Raw genomic sequence first — 260 nt, forward strand, 5'->3', positions numbered from 1 at the left:
ACGCCGCCTCGTCCTCCGCGCCCCTGCGCCTGCTGTCCCTGGGCGAGTCCGTGCCGGCGGGAGACGTCTGCGGCTGCACCCCCTGCCCGGACCTGGTCGCCGACGGTCTCGCGCCCGCAGGCGGGGCCGACGTGGTGCAGCGGGCCAGCGGCGGGGCGCCGTCGACCGACGTCGACTCCGTCCTGCGCCGGCTCGCGGCGGACGAGGGACCCCGCCTCGGTGCGCCGGACGTCGTGCTCCTGCAGGCCGGGGCCAACGAC

General features: G+C 79.2%; 1 pseudogene. It reads left to right on the forward strand.

Going from position 1 to position 260, the window contains the following annotated elements:
- Positions 1-260, forward strand: a pseudogene (locus AC0I8G_RS26000) (SGNH/GDSL hydrolase family protein); the annotation flags it as partial.

Source organism: Kineococcus sp. AC630 (assembly GCF_979255925.1).